16 protein-coding genes are annotated in these 15,065 nt (G+C 67.3%); 10 read left to right on the top strand and 6 right to left on the bottom strand.

Annotation, left to right across the window (positions count from 1 at the left end; translation table 11 throughout):
• Window positions 1-190: 190 nt before the first annotated feature.
• From ACSHWB_RS02590 to ACSHWB_RS02580, 3 genes are read left to right on the top strand one after another with little or no spacing between them, the layout of a single operon-like run.
• Window positions 191-2,521, top strand: coding sequence for an immune inhibitor A domain-containing protein (locus ACSHWB_RS02590; RefSeq protein WP_439660482.1), 2,331 nt, complete (start codon window positions 191-193; stop codon window positions 2,519-2,521).
• Between the two features lie 10 nt (window positions 2,522-2,531).
• Window positions 2,532-2,978: a nucleoside deaminase gene (locus ACSHWB_RS02585; protein ID WP_439660481.1), complete on the top strand. Its 447-nt coding sequence runs from the start codon at window positions 2,532-2,534 to the stop codon at window positions 2,976-2,978.
• Between the two features lie 10 nt (window positions 2,979-2,988).
• A complete protein-coding gene (locus tag ACSHWB_RS02580) occupies window positions 2,989-3,288 on the top strand; it encodes a hypothetical protein (RefSeq protein ID WP_439660480.1) in 300 nt (99 codons plus the stop codon).
• Here the strand turns inward: ACSHWB_RS02580 and ACSHWB_RS02575 are convergent.
• From ACSHWB_RS02575 to ACSHWB_RS02565, 3 genes are read right to left on the bottom strand one after another with little or no spacing between them, the layout of a single operon-like run.
• Window positions 3,276-3,638, bottom strand: a complete 363-nt coding sequence (locus tag ACSHWB_RS02575; RefSeq protein WP_439660479.1) for an STAS domain-containing protein — start codon at window positions 3,636-3,638, stop codon at window positions 3,276-3,278. The two genes, ACSHWB_RS02580 and ACSHWB_RS02575, sit on opposite strands and share 13 nt — an antisense overlap.
• 21 nt (window positions 3,639-3,659) lie before the next feature.
• On the bottom strand, window positions 3,660-4,427 hold the full coding sequence (locus tag ACSHWB_RS02570; protein WP_439660478.1) for an iron-containing redox enzyme family protein: 768 nt from the start codon (window positions 4,425-4,427) through the stop codon (window positions 3,660-3,662).
• Window positions 4,427-5,494 (bottom strand): carboxylate-amine ligase, encoded by a 1,068-nt coding sequence (locus ACSHWB_RS02565; protein WP_439660477.1) that lies wholly within the window; start codon window positions 5,492-5,494, stop codon window positions 4,427-4,429. The genes ACSHWB_RS02570 and ACSHWB_RS02565 overlap by 1 nt, the downstream gene beginning before the upstream one ends.
• A 49-nt stretch (window positions 5,495-5,543) precedes the next feature.
• Between ACSHWB_RS02565 and ACSHWB_RS02560 the strand changes: the two genes are divergently transcribed.
• Entirely contained in the window at window positions 5,544-6,455 is a 912-nt protein-coding gene (locus ACSHWB_RS02560) for a DNA topoisomerase IB (protein ID WP_439660476.1), read from the top strand.
• On the opposite strand, the gene ACSHWB_RS02555 is transcribed toward ACSHWB_RS02560, so the two are convergent.
• The 3 genes from ACSHWB_RS02555 to ACSHWB_RS02545 are packed head-to-tail and all read right to left on the bottom strand — an operon-like array spanning window position 6,442 to window position 8,103.
• On the bottom strand, window positions 6,442-6,864 hold the full coding sequence (locus ACSHWB_RS02555; protein ID WP_439660475.1) for a DUF4383 domain-containing protein: 423 nt from the start codon (window positions 6,862-6,864) through the stop codon (window positions 6,442-6,444). The genes ACSHWB_RS02560 and ACSHWB_RS02555 overlap by 14 nt on opposite strands.
• Before the next feature lie 42 nt (window positions 6,865-6,906).
• Window positions 6,907-7,626, bottom strand: coding sequence for a SigB/SigF/SigG family RNA polymerase sigma factor (locus ACSHWB_RS02550; protein WP_439660474.1), 720 nt, complete (start codon window positions 7,624-7,626; stop codon window positions 6,907-6,909).
• A gap of 12 nt (window positions 7,627-7,638) precedes the next feature.
• Complete coding sequence (locus ACSHWB_RS02545; RefSeq protein ID WP_439660473.1) at window positions 7,639-8,103, bottom strand: SRPBCC family protein; 465 nt, start codon at window positions 8,101-8,103, stop codon at window positions 7,639-7,641.
• A gap of 211 nt (window positions 8,104-8,314) precedes the next feature.
• On the opposite strand from ACSHWB_RS02545, the gene ACSHWB_RS02540 reads away from it, so the two are divergent.
• The 6 genes from ACSHWB_RS02540 (at window position 8,315) to ACSHWB_RS02515 (ending at window position 15,015) form a co-directional block, all read left to right on the top strand.
• Window positions 8,315-9,091 carry an ABC transporter ATP-binding protein gene (locus tag ACSHWB_RS02540; RefSeq protein ID WP_439664502.1) on the top strand — a complete coding sequence of 259 codons (777 nt, stop codon included), beginning with the start codon at window positions 8,315-8,317 and terminating at the stop codon, window positions 9,089-9,091.
• Window positions 9,088-9,867, top strand: a complete 780-nt coding sequence (locus ACSHWB_RS02535; RefSeq protein WP_439660472.1) for an ABC transporter ATP-binding protein — start codon at window positions 9,088-9,090, stop codon at window positions 9,865-9,867. Before ACSHWB_RS02540 ends, ACSHWB_RS02535 begins: the two co-directional genes overlap by 4 nt.
• On the top strand, window positions 9,864-11,699 hold the full coding sequence (locus tag ACSHWB_RS02530; RefSeq protein ID WP_439660471.1) for an AMP-dependent synthetase/ligase: 1,836 nt from the start codon (window positions 9,864-9,866) through the stop codon (window positions 11,697-11,699). Before ACSHWB_RS02535 ends, ACSHWB_RS02530 begins: the two co-directional genes overlap by 4 nt.
• Window positions 11,692-12,579: a branched-chain amino acid ABC transporter permease gene (locus ACSHWB_RS02525; RefSeq protein WP_439660470.1), complete on the top strand. Its 888-nt coding sequence runs from the start codon at window positions 11,692-11,694 to the stop codon at window positions 12,577-12,579. The genes ACSHWB_RS02530 and ACSHWB_RS02525 overlap by 8 nt, the downstream gene beginning before the upstream one ends.
• Window positions 12,576-13,694 carry a branched-chain amino acid ABC transporter permease gene (locus tag ACSHWB_RS02520; RefSeq protein ID WP_439660469.1) on the top strand — a complete coding sequence of 373 codons (1,119 nt, stop codon included), beginning with the start codon at window positions 12,576-12,578 and terminating at the stop codon, window positions 13,692-13,694. Before ACSHWB_RS02525 ends, ACSHWB_RS02520 begins: the two co-directional genes overlap by 4 nt.
• A gap of 67 nt (window positions 13,695-13,761) precedes the next feature.
• A complete protein-coding gene (locus ACSHWB_RS02515) occupies window positions 13,762-15,015 on the top strand; it encodes an ABC transporter substrate-binding protein (RefSeq protein WP_439660468.1) in 1,254 nt (417 codons plus the stop codon).
• Window positions 15,016-15,065 lie beyond the last annotated feature (50 nt).

Raw genomic sequence — 15,065 nt, 5'->3', positions numbered from 1 at the left:
CCGTGGTTGCGGGAGTTGCTCGGCGATCCAGAACTCGGCGGCAGAGCCGAAGACGCGCTGGGAGACATCGAGGACTTCGTCGGCCGCACCGCGCGGTAGCCGCTTGTCCCTTTAGTCCCGACCTTCGGACGTGTCGATCCCCAGCACCCGTACGTAGCGTCCCCCCGTGATTGCGAGAGGGGAACGACAAGTGCGAAGAGTTCTGGCGGGAGCAGCGGCGCTCGCGCTCATCACCGCGGGCATGGTCACACCGGCCACCGCGACGCCGTCCGCGCAGCCCGAGTTGCAGGAGACGCGGCAGTCCGACGAGCAGCCGCACGAGCTGGAGGTCAAGCGCCGCGCGTTGAAGCAGCAGGCGCTCGCCGACGTGCTGACCGGTCAGAAGGCGACGGAGAAGCGGGGGACCAGCACCGTCGCGAAGGTCGGCAAGAGCAAGAAGCAGAACAAGGACCAGTACGTCGAGCTCAAGCGGGAGAAGACCGACAAGATCTTCGTGATCCTCACGGAGTTCGGCAACGAGCGGCATCCCGACTACCCCGACCGCGACACGAACCCCGCGACGCCGGGACCGCAGCGGTTCGACGGGCCGGCGCACAACCAGATCCCCGAGCCGAACCGGGCCGTGGACAACACGACCATCTGGCGCAAGGACTTCAGCCAGAAGTACTTCCAGGACCTGTACTTCAGCCGCAAGAAGGACGCCAACTCCGTCGCGAACTTCTACGACAAGCAGTCCAGTGGCCGGTACACCGTCAACGGCCTCGTCACGGACTGGGTGAAGGTCAAGTACAACGAGGCGCGCTACGGCCGCAGCAACGGCTACCCGTGCAACGACAACATCTGCAACAACTCGCGTGAGCTCATCAAGGACGCCGTCACGCAGTGGGTCGCGGACCAGAAGGCCGCCGGCAAGACCGACGCGCAGATCAAGGCGTCGCTGGCCGAGTACGACGTGTGGGACCGCTACGACTACGACTCCGACGGCGACTTCAACGAGGCCGACGGCTACATCGACCACTTCCAGATCGTGCACGCCGGTGGTGACCAGGCCGACGGCGACCCGTTGCAGGGTGAGGACGCGCTCTGGAGCCACCGCGGTTACGCGTACAAGAACTACACGACCGGTCCTGGCAGCAACAAGCTCGGTGGTGCGCAGATCGGTGACACCGGCCTGTGGGTCGGCGACTACACCGTGCAGCCCGAGAACGGCGGCGTGAGCGTCTTCGCGCACGAGTTCGGCCACGACCTCGGCCTGCCGGACCACTACGACACCAACGGCGGCACGAACGGCGTCAACTGGTGGTCGATCATGGCCCAGAACCGGGTGAACGCGCCGGGCGAGGCTCCCGGTGAGCGCGCCAACGAGTTCTCCGCGTGGGACAAGCTGCAGCTCGGCTGGCTCGACTACGAGGTCGCGGTCGCCGGTCAGGAACGCGTCTTCGACCTCGGCCCGCACGAGTACAACAGCGCCAAGGCCCAGGGACTCGTCGTCGTCCTGCCGGACATCTCGAAGAACTTCGACTACGGCGCACCCTTCGCGGGCAGCAAGATGTGGTGGAGCGAGAAGGGCAACGACCTCGACCACTCCATGACCACCCCGCTGGACCTGCGCGGCAAGACGTCGGCGTCGCTCACCCTCAAGGCCCGCTTCGACATCGAGGCCGACTACGACTACCTCTACGTCGAAGCGTCCAATGAGGACGGCAGCTGGACGCAGCTCGACGGCACCGCCGGTGGCCAGCCGTTCGCCCGCGACTCCGGCAACTCGCCCGCGATCAGCAGCTCGTCGGACAACCAGTGGGTCGACGTGAACGTGTCGCTCGACGCGTACGCCGGCAAGAACACCAAGCTGCGCTTCGCCTACCGCACCGACGGCGCCCTCGCGTTGCAGGGCTTCTTCGCCGACCAGATCACGGTGACCGCGGACGGCGCCCCGGTGCTGACCGACGGCGGCGAGACCGCCGGTGTGTGGACCACGCGCGGTTTCCGCACGACCGAGGGCAAGGAAACGAAGACGTTCGACCAGTTCTACATCGCGTCGAACCGCACCTACGAGTCGTACGGCAAGTACAACCAGACCGGCCCGTACCGCTACAGCTTCCCGGACAAGCCCGACTTCGTGGAGCACTTCCCGTACCAGGACGGCCTGCTGGTGTCGTTGTGGAACACGAGCTTCCTCGACAACAACGTGAGCGAGCACCCCGGTGAGGGCCTGATCCTGCCGATCGACGCCAACCCGGCCCCGCTCTACAACCTGGAGGGTCAGCGCTGGTCGCCGACCGTCAGCGGCTACGACGCGCCGTTCTCACTGCAGAAGTCGGACTCCTTCACGTTGCACGTCAACGGCAAGGCGTCCTACGTCCGCGGTGCGGCGGCCCAGCCGACGTTCGACGACACGAAGCAGTTCTGGTTCGCCGAGCAGCCGAACGCGGGCGTGAAGCTGCCCGCCGTCGGTGTCGGCCTGAAGGTTCTGCGCCAGAGCGGCACGTCGATGACGGTGAAGTTGTACAAGACGAAGTAGCGTCGAATGCATGACCGCTGCTGAAGACATGCTGGCCGTCGCCGTCGAAGAGGCGCGGATGGGACTCGCCGAGGGCGGGATCCCCATCGGCGCGGCGCTCTTCGACGGCGACGGCCGTCTGCTGGGCCGGGGCCACAACCGCCGCGTGCAGGACGGCGACGCCTCGATGCACGCGGAGACCTCGGCCTTCCGCAACGCGGGCCGCCAGCGCAGCTACCGCGGCACGACCATGGTCACGACCCTGTCGCCGTGCTGGTACTGCAGCGGCCTGGTCCGGCAGTTCGGCATCTCGAACGTCCTGATCGGCGAGGCCACGACGTTCCACGGCGGCCACGACTGGCTGGCCGAGCACGGTGTCGGCATCACCGTCGTCGAGGACGCCGCGCTGATCGACCTGATGACCACGTTCATCGCCGAGCGCCCCGAGCTCTGGTACGAGGACATCGGCCAGGATTAACGTGGGAAGCATGGCTTCTGTGCTGATCACCTCGACCGCGACGCTGGACTCGCTCGACGTGCTGGTCAACAAGGGCGGAGCCGCGGAGGTGACCTTCGAGGGCGCACTCGAAGGGGCCACCCGCGTTCTGGAGGCCTTCCTGCCGCTGCTGGAACGGTCCGCGTCGCCGGTCGTGGTGAACGTCAGCGGGCCTCAGGGCTCGCCGTCGGCGGCGGCGATCAACATCGTCACAGTGGAGTACGCGAAGGCGTACCCCCGGATGCGGATCGACGCCGTCGAGGAGGACACCGGCCTCGCTCAGGCCGAGTAGCGCTCCACGGCCTCGTCCATCGAGCCCAGGATCGTGAACACCGTGTCCAGCCCGGTCGCCTCGATCGGCCGCAGCGCCGCCCTGGTGGACGCCACCACCACGAACTCGACACCACCGCGCGAAGCGCGCTGCTGCCCGAGGACGAGAGCCTCCAGCCCGGCGGATCCCAGGAACTTCACGCCGCCGAGGTCCACGACGACGGCGCGCTGGCCCTCCGCCACGTGGTCCTCCAGCGGCCCGGTCAGTTCGCCGCTCGAGGTGGTGTCCAGCTCACCGGACACGTGCAGCACGACGACGTCGGGCGCGATCCGATCTGCGACCACGGTGGCCAGTGCGGCGGGGTCAGGCACGCGATCTCCTTCGGTCAGCTGTCAGCACCCCACGTTAACCCTGCTCGAAACCGGCGCTCGACGGCCCCTCAACGAGGTGCGGCCCGCCAGCAGGGAGGCGTGGACGTGCTGGGTCAGGCGGGCGTGCAGTTCGTGGCAGGCGGTGAAGCCGAGGCGGACGTCCTCCGGCGGGCACTGGACGGGCAGCAGCTGCGCGAACGGGTCACCGCCGATGGTGTCGACGGCGGTCAGGAACCCGACCAGCGCGCCCACCAGGCGGCGGTGCAGGCCGAACAACGACAGGGCGTTCGCCAGGGCGAGGGTCGGCGCGGGCATCTCGTCGACGCCGACGAACGAGTCGAGCTCGCGCAACGTCACGGTGAACAGCACCGAGTGCGTCCGCTCGGAACGGGTGCCGTACGCGTCGCCCTGGATGTCGCGCAGCACCGAACGCATCTCGCGGCGCGGCCGCCAGAACGCGTGGTGGCGGCGGAGCTCCGCCAGGCCCTCCTCCGGCAGCGCCACGGGGGAGGTGACCTCGGTCAGCGACCGCAGCGCCTGCTCCCAGCGCGCTTCGAGGGCTCCGTGGAACTGGGCCAGGGCCGGGTGGTCCTCCCAGCCGGCGGCGACGTCGTCGAAACCGCGCATCCGCAGCTCGTAGCAGATCCACAGCGACAGCTGCAGGTCGTCGTCGAGCCACGCGTCTCTGGTGCCGCCGCTGACGAGCAGTGCCGGCCGCGGCAGGGGCGGCAGGCGCAGCGCTGCGACCAGGGCGGAGCTCATGTGGCCGCGGGGAGCGGGGAGGCGCATCAGGTTTCCTCACGCGTTCGGGCGATCAGCATGTCCACAAGGGACTCGGGGTCCGGGCAGCGTCGTTGCCGAGCGGCACCGCAGCCGTTGTGGCGCAACCAGTCCAACTGGTGCTCCACAGTAGACAGAGTGCCACGATCGCGCAGCGCGACCGCGACGTGCTCAACGAGCGAAACTGCCCGGTCGAACGCGGGGGAGAGTTTTCCGGTGTGTGGATCGGCGGCCAGTCCGTCGACCCCGTCGCGCGACGCCCGCCAATATGCCGCCCGCAGCACGGAATCGTCCACCCGCTGTTCGGAGGGTTCCGTCACGACGAGGGCCCTGATCAACTCGGCGAGCACCGAGACTTCCGTTGCCAGCTGGGGAATGTCCGCCACCCGGACCTCAACCGTCGGATGATCGGCCGACGGGCGGACGTCCCAGTACACCATCGCCCTGTCCATCAACGCTTCCGAGCTGATCAGCGCCTCGACGGTCCGGTCGTAGTCCTCGGTCCCGCGCCAGTGCTGCGGCGGTCCGCTCACCGGCCAGCGCGACCACACCATCGACCGCCAGCTCGCGTAGCCGGTGTCCTCTCCCTGGTAGTACGGGGAGTTCGCGCTCAGCGCCAGCAACGTCGGCAGCCACACCCGCAGCTTGTTCGACGCCGCCAATGCTTCGGCCTTCGATGAAACACCCACGTGCACATGCAATCCGCACGCGCCGGTGCCTGTCACGAGTCTCCGGTGGGAGTACTCGATCCGGTGATAGCGGGGGTCATCCGATCCGGGAGGGGGTCCGGCCTCACCGATGGGCGGCATACCGGTCGCCACGAGCCGGCACCCGGCCTCGTCGGCGGCGTCCACGAGCACCCGCCGTCCCCGGCGCACCTGCTCGTCCAGTTCCTCGAAGGAAGACGTGACCCCGGTCGCCACCTCGATCTGGAACGGCGTCAGCTCGCCCTGCACGTCGAGGTCCCCGGGCGCGCGCGAGATCTCCCCGACTCGGGGCGCCAGCGCCACCGGCCGCCGCGAATCGGGGTCTACCAGCAGGAACTCCTGTTCCACGCCGACCGTGTAGTGATTCATCGCCGGGCGGGTACCCGCGTTCCATGGTGATCAATCTCGGAGGGACCAGATGAGACTGCGGCGCAGCGACCCGTCCGGGAAGGGGTGGACCCGGCGCAGGCACGGCCGGGGGTTCCGCTACCTGGACGCGGCGGGCGAGCCACTGTCCGCTGAGGACGTGAACCGGGTGAAAGCCCTGGTCATCCCGCCGGCGTGGCAGGACGTGTGGATCTCGCCGCACCCCAGCGGCCACATCCAGGCGGTGGGCGTGGACGACGCCGGCCGCCGTCAGTACCTCTACCACGAGCAATGGCGGACCGATCGGGACGCGGAGAAGTTCGTCCGGGTGCTGAAGCTCGCCCCGAAGCTCGGCGGGTTCCGCGAGCAGATCGAGAAGGACATGAGGGCGCGCGGCCCCAAGCGGTTGCTCGCGATCGCGTTGCGAATGCTCGATCTGGGCATCTTCCGCGTCGGCCACGAGGCGTACGTGGAGGAGAACGGCACCCACGGCGTCTCGACCCTGCTGTGCGACCACCTCTCGGTGACCGGCGATCGGGTCCGGTTCCGGTTCCCGGCCAAGTCCGGGGTGCAGGTCGACGAGGAGGTCACCGACCCGAAGCTCGCGAGGGCCGTCCGCGCGCTGGTCAAGGGCAAGACACCGGACTGCCGGGTCTTCGACCTCACCGCCGACGACGTCAACGAACGCTTCCGCGAGCTGGTCGGCGACGAGTTCAGCGTGAAGGACCTGCGCACCTGGCACGCCACGGTGTTCGCCGCCCAGGCCTTCGCGGCGCAGCCGGAGCCGTCGGCGCGGGCGGTCAGCCGGGTCATGAAGGAGGTCGCGGAGAACCTGGGCAACACGCCGTCGGTGGCGAGGAAGTCCTACGTCGACCCACGCCTGGTCGACGCGTTCGAGAAAGGCGAGGTCATCGGCGGAGGCGACCCGGAACGGGCGGTCCGCAGGCTGCTCAGGAGGCCTTGAGCGCGGCGCGGTCGCACTGCCGGCACCACGCGGCACCCTGCGCCGCGGCCAGCGCCGCGAACCCGGCGATGAAGTGCAGCGCGTTCGAGCCGGGGTTCACGTTCAGGAAGTTGACGACCTCGTCGTCGTAGCGGGCGAGGCCCAGCCCGAACATCACCAGGAACAGCACCGCCACCAGCAGCGCGGTTCCGCTCAGCGCCTTCAACCGGGGAACGGACAGCAGCAGTGCGGCGCCGAAGACCAGGTGGATGACGTTCTGCAGCGGGTTGACGCGCAGGCCGAGGATCCACGTCTCGGACTCACCGGCGAAGGACGAGAGGCCGGTCACGAAGAACCCGGCCACTCCCCACAGCACGAGCACGGCGCCAGTGCCGAGCGCCAGCTTCTGAGGCCACCGCAACCGGTTCATGGGGCCAGTATCGCCAGAAACGGACATTCCTGCTCGCTCATTTCACTCTTCGGCCAGGAGATCGTGCCGCAGCTGCTCCAGGGACTTCGTGAGCAGGCGTGACACGTGCATCTGGGAGATGCCGACACGGCGGGCGATCTCGGTCTGGGTCAGGCGGCCGAAGAAGCGCAGCACCACGATGGTCCGTTCCCGTCGAGGGAGGCCCCGCAGCATCGGCTGCAGGGCCTCGTGGATCTCGACGCCTTCCAGTGCCGGGTCGTCGACGGTCGAGCCCTCGAGCGAGTCGAGCGGCGCGAACGCCACGTTCTTCTCGATCCGCAGGCCCTCGTAGACGTCGTTGACCGGCATCCCCAGGTGCCGGGCGATCTCGGAGGGAGTGGGAGATCGCCCGGTTCGGTGCGACAGTTCGGCGGTGGCTCCGTCGATCGAGTCGCACAACTCCTTCAGCCTGCGGGGAACGCGCACCGCCCAGCACTGGTCGCGGAAGTGGCGCCGCACCTCGCCGGTGATCGTGGGCACGGCGTAGGACAGGAAGTCCGTCTGCCGGCCCACGTCGAACCGGTCGATGGCGTTGATCAAGCCGACCGCTGCCACTTGCGCCAGGTCTTCCATCGGCTCGCCGCGTTCGCTGAAGCGGCGGGCGATGTGCCGGGCGAGCGGGAGGTACTCGCGCACCAGCCTGTCCCGCAGCGCGTAGTAGCACTGCGAATCACGGGCGGTGCGGCCGAGTTCCTCGAACGCCGCGTGCTGATCTGGGGTCAACGCGCACCACGATCAGACCTGGGGCGGCGGCGTGACGTCGCCACGCCAGGCGCCTGTCTCGACACCGCGGTTCTCGATGAACTCCTTGAACCGCTTCAGGTCGCCCTCGATCCGGTGGCCGACCACGCCGAGCGCGGCTCCTGCCTTCTCGGTGAGGGTCTCGGGCTCGTACTCCATCTGGAGGTGCACCCGGGTCGTCTCGTTGTCGATGCGGTGGAACGTCACGACGCCGCCCTGCGGCGGGCCCTCGACGGAAGTCCACGCGACGCGCTCGTCGGCGTGCTGTTCGGTGATCTCCGCGTCGAACTCGCGGACGACCCCGCCGATCTTCGTCGTCCAGTGGGTCCTGGTCGGCGTGACCTGGTCGATCTTCTCCACGCCGTCCATGAACGCCGGGAAGGACTCGAACTGGGTCCACTGGTTGTACGCCGTGCTCACGGGCACCAGGACGTCCACCGACTTCTCAATGGTGGTCACAAAACCTCCTCGATCGGTTGTCGTCATCAGGTGAGTACCCGCGTCACGCCCCGTTACACATCCGCTACTTGTCCATTGTGGATAGTCACGCTGAGTGCTGGTCCAATCGCGATCTGCGCATCACGAATTCGCCCACAGTGGTCAAATCGCTATGTGATCCATGTAACAAGAGCGGCATACTGCGCGGTATGTAAACGCCCCCTAGGAGGCGCTGGTGCTCGAGGCGAACAACCTTGAGGTTGTCTACGACGACGTGATGCTGGTGCTCCGAGGCGTGAGCCTGCAGGTGCCCCAGGGCAAGGTCGTGGCACTGCTCGGAGCCAACGGAGCAGGCAAAACGACGTTGATGAGGGCCTTCAGCGGCCTGCTCGACGTGCACGACGGCAAGGTCACCAAGGGCTCGATCACGCTCGACGGTGAACCGATCCACCGCCTCTCACCGGCGAAGATCGCGGACCGGGGCATCAAACAGGCGCTGGAGGGACGCAGGATCCTGGCCGAGCTGACCGTCGAGGAGAACCTCAAGGTCGGCGGCCACGCGAGACCCAAGCGGCTCAAGCAGAACCTCGACCGCTGCTACGAGCTGTTTCCACGGCTGCTGGAAAGGCGAAGACAGAGCGCCGGTTACCTGTCCGGCGGCGAGCAGCAGATGCTCTCGATCGGCAGGGCGCTCATGTCGGAACCGTCCTACCTCCTGCTGGACGAACCCAGCCTCGGCCTCGCGCCGTTGCTCGTGCAGCAGATCCGCGACCTCGTCGTGAAGATCAACGAGCAGGGCACCACGGTCCTGCTGGTCGAGCAGAACGCCAGCATGGCGCTCTCCATCGCCGACCACGGCTACGTGCTGGAGACCGGCAAGGTCGTCATGGACAAGCCGGCGCAGGCACTGCTGGCCGACGACGACATCCGCGAGTTCTACCTAGGCCTCGGCACCTCCTCGTTCCGTGCGGTCAAGCACTACAAGCGCAGGAAGAGGTGGCTGTCGTGAGCGTTCTGGAGGTCACCGACGTCCGGCTCGCGTTCAACGGCGTCGTCGCCGTCGACGGGGTGTCGTTCCAGGTCGACGAGGGTGAGCTGTTCGCCGTCATCGGCCCCAACGGCGCCGGCAAGACGTCCATCTTCAACGTCCTGAGCGGCGTCTACCGGCCGCAGCAGGGCACCGTGCGGTTCCACGGCGACGACCTGATCGGCATGCGGCCGCACCGCATCGCCGCGCGGGGCATGGCCCGCACGTTCCAGAACATCGAGCTGTTCTCCCACCTCACCGTCGTCGACAACCTCATGCTGGGCCGCCACAACCACATGCGGTACGGCGCGTTGTCGGCGTTCTTCTGGCTCGGCAAGGCGCGCAGCGAGGAGCTGAAGAACAGGGCGGCGGTCGAGGAAGTGATCGACTTCCTGGAACTGGAGCAGTGGCGCCGGTTCCCGGTCGGCCTGCTGCCCTACGGCGTGCAGAAGCGCGTCGAACTGGGCAGGGCGCTCGCGATGGAGCCCAAGCTCCTGCTGCTCGACGAGCCGGTGGCCGGCATGAACGTCGAGGAGACCGAGGACATGGCCCGGTTCATCCTCGACGTCCGCGAGGAGCTGAACATCCCGATGATCATGGTGGAGCACGACATGGGCCTCGTGATGGACCTCGCCGACCGGGTGATGGTCATGGACTTCGGCCGCCCCATCCGCACCGGCACGCCCGCGGAGGTGCAGCAGGACCCCGACGTCATCCGCGCGTACCTCGGCGAGCAGCACAAGAGCGTGACCCAATGACCCACACCAAAACGATCACGACAGTGGTCACGCGCGTCAAGAACAGGGCTGAGAGCACGCCCGAGCAGATCGCTCTGCGTGCCAAGGACTTCGGGATCTGGCAGGAGGTCACCTGGTCCGGCTACTGGGCGAACGTCGAGCTGGTCGGGCACGCGCTGCTCGCACTGGGGCTGCAACCGGGCGACCGGGTCGCGATCCACTCCGAGAACCGGCGCGAATGGCTCTACGCCGACCTCGGCATCGTCGCGGCCCAGGGCATCACGGTCGGGCTCTACCCGACGAACCCCGCGTCCGAGGTCGCCTACCTGCTGTCGCACTCGGGCACGCGGATCCTGATCGCGGAAGACCAGGAACAGGTCGACAAGGCGTTGCTCGTGCTGGAGGACACCCCCGACCTGGAGTGGATCGTCTACGTCGAACCACGCGGGATCAAAGGCCGCTACGACAACCCGAAACTGCTGTCCTGGGCCGACTTCCTGGCGCTGGGCGCGCAGCACCGGGACTCGTTCCCCGACGAGCTCGCGGAACGCATGGCGGCCACCCGGCCCGACGACGTCATGACGTTGATCTACACGTCCGGCACCACCGGGCCGCCCAAGGGCGCGATGCTCACCGTCGCCAACGTCGAGTTCGCGGTCCACGTGCTGGTGGAGGGCGGCGGTTTCACTTCGCCACCGCCGTCCTCCGCCGACGTCACGCTGTCCTACCTGCCGTTGTGCCACGTCGCCGAGCGGATCTTCACGACGTGGTTCAGCGCGGCCAGCGGTGTGCAGGTCCACTTCGCCGAGTCGATCGAGACGGTGCAGGCGAACTTGCGCGAGGTGCAGCCGACGATCCTGTTCGGCGTCCCGCGCATCTGGGAGAAGGTGCTGGCGGGCGTCACGATCAGTGTGTCGTCAGCGTCCTGGATCAAGCGCACCACCACGAGGTTCTGGCTCAAGCGCGCCGAGGAGCTCGGCGAGACGCTGGTGCACAACGGTGGCAGGCACACCGGCAAGAGCCGGTTGATCTACGCGCTGGGCTGGTTGTTCTGCTTCCGCGCGCTGAAGGCCCGCATCGGCATGAGGTACGTCCGGTACGCGGCCTCGGGTGCCGCGCCGATCGCACCGGACGTGCTGAAGTTCTTCATGGGCATCGGGGTGCCGATGCACGAGGTCTACGGCATGACCGAGAACACCGCCGTGGCAACGGGAAACCGGCCGGGACGCGTCAAGCTCGGCACGGTCGGCGAACCGCAGCCCGGCACCGAACTGCGGATCGACGAGGAGACCGGCGAGATCCTCACGAAGCACGGCGGCACGTTCGCCGGCTACTGGCAGGATCCCGAGTCCACCCAACGGGTTCTCAGCGACGGCTGGCTGCACACCGGTGACGTCGGCGAGTGGGTCGACGGCACGCACGTGAAGATCACCGACCGGATGAAGGACATCATCATCACCGCCGGTGGCAAGAACATCTCGCCGTCTGAGCTGGAGAACGCGCTCAAGACCTCCCCGTACATCAAGGAAGCCGTCGTGATCGGCGACCAGCGCAAGTACCTGGTCGCGCTGATCGGCATCGAGTACGAGACGGTCGGCCACTGGGCGCAACAGCGCAAGATCACCTACACCACCTACCGGGACCTGTCGGAGAAGGCCGAGGTGCTGGAACTGGTGCAGAAGATCGTCACCGAGGTGAACGGGAAGTTCGCCGCGGTCGAGCAGATCAAGAAGTTCCGCATGTTCCCCAAGGAGCTCGACCACGAGGACGGCGAGCTGACCGCGACCCAGAAGGTGAAGAGATCCGCGCTGGGCAAGATGTTCGACGACCTCGTGGAGAGCATGTATGGATGAGTTTCTCCAGTCGTTGATCCGGGGTCTCGGCACCGGGTCCATTTACTCGCTGCTCGCACTCGGCTTCGTGATCATCTACAAGTCGACGCAGGTGATCAGCTTCGCGCAGCCGGCGTTCATGCTGGCGGGCGCGGTGCTGGTCTCGTACCTCTCGCCCGCGGTGACGTTCGTGGGTGCGGTCCTCGTCGCCGCCGTGGTGATCGCGGTGCTGGCGCTGGGGGTCGAACGCACGGTGCTGCGGCCGATGGTCGGCAAGCCGGTGTTCGTGGTCGCGATCATCACCATCGGCGTGGACGTCGTGGTCAGGGTGGTGACGAACGCGTTCATCGGCCTCGACGTCCGGCAGGTCGGCGACCCGTGGGGCCTGAACACGGTGGAGTTCCTCGGCGCAGAGGTGCAGCAGCGGTACCTCGTGATGATCGCGACGACCGCCGTCGTGACGGCCGCGTTGTTCGTCTTCTTCCGCTACTCGCGCATCGGGCTCGCGATGCGGGCCGTCGCCTACGACCAGGAGGTCGCGCTGGCGCAGGGGATCTCGGTCGGCTCGGTGTTCGCGCTGTCGTGGGCACTGGCCGGCGGGCTCGCCGCACTGGCCGGTGTGTTCGTCGCGACGGGCGCCGGTGTCGACCAGCAGCTCTGGATCGTGGCGCTGAAGGCGTTGCCCGCGATCATCATCGGCGGCCTGGAGTCGCTGGGCGGCGCCGTGGTCGGCGGGGTCACGGTCGGGGTCGTCGAGTCGCTCTTCGGCACCTACCAGAACGACTTCGCCCCGTGGCTCGGCCCGAACTTCGGGCTGGTCGCGCCGTACGCGTTGATGCTGCTCGTTCTGCTCGTCAGACCGTACGGACTGTTCGGCAAACGGGAGGTGGAACGTCTGTGAAGAGGCCGGCGAGCATCAAGGGCAGGCCAGAGCTCTACACCTCCTACAAGCAGGACATGGGTTTCCTGAACACGCGTCCCAAACGCGCGTGGACGGGTGGCCTCGTCGTGGTCGCGCTGTTCCTGCCGTTCATGATCACCGACGACCTGTTGCAGCTGCTCGCCACCGGGTTCGTGGCGGCGATCGGCGCGATCGGGCTGAACATCGTCACGGGGTACGCGGGCCAGGTCTCCCTGGGGCACGCGTTCTTCCTCGCGATCGGTGCGTACACGGGTGCGGCGCTTTCGGGTTCCGAGACCGGGCGGGTGATCGGCTTCGGCATCACGTCGCTGCCGATCTGGCTGCTGGCCTCGGGACTGGTGGCCGCGCTCTTCGGCGTCCTGGTGGCGCCGGTGGCGGTGCGGTTGCGGGGGCTCTACCTCGCGATCGTGACGCTGGGACTGGTCTTCCTGGGAGAGCACGTGTTCCGGGAGTGGACGTCGCTGACCGGCGGGCCGGGAGTCGGCCGGCCGGCGGCCGTGCCCGAGCTGTTCGGGGTGCGGCTGGATCAGGACAACGGGATGTTCACGGCGGCACAGCAGCTGTACCTGCTGATGTTCGTGCTGCTGGTGATCTTCGGTGTGCTGGCGCGGAACCTCGTGCGCTCGCGGGTCGGGCGCGCGTTCGCGGCGGTGCGGGACCGGGACCTGGCCGCGTCGGTGATCGGTGTCGACCTGACGAGGTACAAGGTCCTGGCGTTCGCGGTGTCCTCGTTCTACGCGGGTGTCGCGGGCGCGTTGTTGTTCGTGGTGAACGGGTTCTTCGATCCTGGCTCGTTCAGCCTGCTGTTGTCAGTGCAGTACATCGCGATGGTGCTCATCGGCGGCGCGGGCACCATCTCCGGAGCGATCATGGGCGCGCTCTTCATCACCCTGCTGCCACGCATCACCAGGGAGCTCCCCGCGGTGCTGCCGTTCATCAGTGGTGACGCGACCGGCGTGATCACGGTCTTCCAGCTGGAAGCCGTGCTCTACGGCGTGCTCATCATCGTGTTCCTCATCGTCGAGCCACGCGGGTTGTTCGGCATCTGGGTCCGCGTCCGCAACTACTGGCGCACCTGGCCGTTCTCGTACTGAGGAGAGAATCCCCATGTCCGGTAAGAGACTTGCAAGTCCCAATAAATTGACGCTGTACGTTGGGGCGTTGTTGCTTTTTGTTGCCTCCTGTCGAGGAGGGGATGGCGCCGCACCTCAGGAGGGCGCGGGCGGGATCAAGGTCGACGCCGGTGTGACGAAGGAGGCGTGCCCGGAGGCCGTCGACAAGTCCAAGGGCTGCATCTACCTCGGCACCATCTCGGACCTCACCGAGGGGCCGTTCAAGACCCTGGCCGTGCCGATCACGGACTCGCAGAAGGCGTTCTGGAAGCGTGTGAACGACAAGGGCGGCATCGGCGGCTACGAGGTCGACGTCACGAAGTACGTCAAGGACAACAAGTACAACCCGCAGATCCACAACCAGGTCTACCAGGAGATCAAGAACAGCGTCCTGGCGCTGACCCAGACGCTGGGCTCTCCCACGACCGTCGCGATCCTGCCGGACCTCGAGAAGACCCCCATGGTCTCGGTGCCGGCGTCGTGGACCTCCTTGTGGGGCCACGAGGAGGTCGTGCTGGAGTCCGGCGCGAACTACTGCGTCGAGTCCATGAACGCCGTCGACTACGCCACCGAGAAGATGGGCGTGAAGTCCGTCATGGCGGTGCACAACGCCGGTGACTACGGCGACGACGCGGCGGCCGGGACGAAGATCGCGGCCGAGAAGCGCGGGCTGACGTTCGAGAACGTGACCACCACGGCCGGCCAGGACAACCAGGGCGGTGCGATCGACGCCGTGGTGTCGAAGAAGCCGGACCTGGTGATCCTCACGACCGGACCGACCGACGCCGCCGTGATCATCGGTCAGGCCGCGGCCCGTGGTTTCAAGGGCAAGTTCATCGGCACCTCGCCGACGTGGAACCCCGGTCTGCTGAAGTCGCCGGCCGCGCCCGCGATCAAGGCGCTGTACATGCAGTCGGCGCCGTGGAAGTCGTGGGGCACCGAGTCCGTCGGCCACACCGCGATGCGTGCCGCACTGCCCGGCGTGACGCCGAACGACGGCTACACCGCCGGTTGGGTGTGGGCGTACCCGTTGAAGGCCGCGCTGGAGAAGGCCGCCTCGAACAAGGACCTGACGCGCGCCGGAGTGCTCGCCGCTGTGCGTCAGCTCACCTCGGTGGACTACGAGGGCATGCTTCCTTCGGGTGCAGGTAATTTCTCCGCTTCGCCCCAGGACGCACTGTTCCGCCAGTCGACCCTCTACAAGCCCGACGACGCCGCTCCGACCGGAGTGACGCTGGTAGAGGACTTCTTCACCGGTTCCACGGCAAAAGATTTCAAGTTCGAGAAGCCCTGCTACCAATGAACCGAACGGGTGACACCCGACGCTGAAAACGGACATCGCTGACTAGGCTC

It is taken from the genome of Lentzea sp. HUAS TT2, from assembly GCF_051853195.1.
Classification (GTDB): Bacteria; Actinomycetota; Actinomycetes; order Mycobacteriales; family Pseudonocardiaceae; genus Lentzea.
Note: the sequence above shows the minus strand (reverse complement) of the source record. Positions and strands in the feature narration are given on the sequence as shown.